The sequence below is a fragment of the Polaromonas sp. P1_G2 genome, from assembly GCF_056405515.1.
Genome location: NZ_JBFUBY010000742.1, coordinates 1 through 578 on the forward strand (window position 1 = coordinate 1; position 578 = coordinate 578).

Sequence of the window (578 nt, forward strand, 5' to 3'; positions counted from 1 at the left end):
GTGGAACCGACGTCGGATTTCCTGAGGGCGGCGCAAGTGTGGCTGCGATAGCGGTGCATGGGGTCAGTCCTGAATGTCTGTCGTCCGGGTCAAAACGCCCGGATTCTTGGGGCTCATCAAATCGGCGGGACAAGCGCATGCTGCGTCCGATTTGTCAAGGCGCAAGGCGGTTTCGCTCGGCGTTGCCGATTTACGATAAGTGAACGCAACCCCGCCGAAACGCCGATGCACGCCGATCCTCCCAAAAATGGTCGCGCCGACCGTATGGGCCTCGGCTATAGCGATCGTGCCGGCGTCGGCAGTGCGCATCTGATCAAGGATGGTTTCCTGTTCTGAAGTCATCGAAAAAGGGATTTTCCATGCGACATGCGCCAGCCCCAATCACTTTGATCAGCACCGAAATCACATCGCGCGTCGCCGACATCAATCACGCGCCGTCCGCTGCCGACAACACGGTGACGCTTGACGAGGATGCCAGCTTCACCTTTTCGGGAGACACGTTCGGCTTCACCGACACGGAAGACGGCAATGCCCTGAAAGCCGTCATCATCACCGCCCTGCCCGATACTGGTATGCTG

Annotated in this window: 2 protein-coding genes; one reads left to right on the top strand and one right to left on the bottom strand. The window is 59.0% G+C overall.

All coding sequences use genetic code 11. The annotated features are described in order from the left end of the window. Window positions 1-63 precede the first annotated feature (63 nt). Window positions 64-342 (bottom strand): hypothetical protein, encoded by a 279-nt coding sequence (locus tag AC1D0P_RS27325; RefSeq protein ID WP_477679598.1) that lies wholly within the window; start codon window positions 340-342, stop codon window positions 64-66. A 44-nt stretch (window positions 343-386) separates the two neighbouring features. Here AC1D0P_RS27325 and AC1D0P_RS27330 point away from each other — a divergent pair. Next, the coding region (locus tag AC1D0P_RS27330; RefSeq protein WP_477679599.1) for a hypothetical protein at window positions 387-578 on the top strand (192 nt) is incomplete at its 3' end.